This window comes from Pseudomonas sp. BJa5 (assembly GCF_030272875.2).
GTDB lineage: Bacteria > Pseudomonadota > Gammaproteobacteria > Pseudomonadales > Pseudomonadaceae > Aquipseudomonas.
Window position 1 is genome coordinate 1 of record NZ_JALRNG020000273.1, and the last position, 215, is coordinate 215.

At 57.7% G+C, this 215-nt stretch carries 1 protein-coding gene; it reads left to right on the top strand.

Translation table 11 applies throughout. From position 1 onward, the window contains the following. The coding region (locus tag M2D63_RS26265) for a hypothetical protein (RefSeq protein WP_353050887.1) at positions 1 to 215 on the top strand (215 nt) is incomplete at both ends.

The following is a 215-nucleotide window of genomic DNA, read 5'->3' on the forward strand; positions in this document are numbered from 1 at the left end:
GATACGTTGAACGGTTTTGGTGGTAATGACCTGCTCGATGGTGGCAGTGGTTATGACTATCTCTTTGGCGGCCAGGGTAACGACACATTGCTCGCGGGCGACGACAGCAATGGCAGTTATCTTGTGGGCGAGGAGGGCGATGACGTACTGACCGGCAGCAGCGGTGTGGACACCATGTTCGGTGGCAGTGGCAACGACACGCTCGAAGGCGGTAG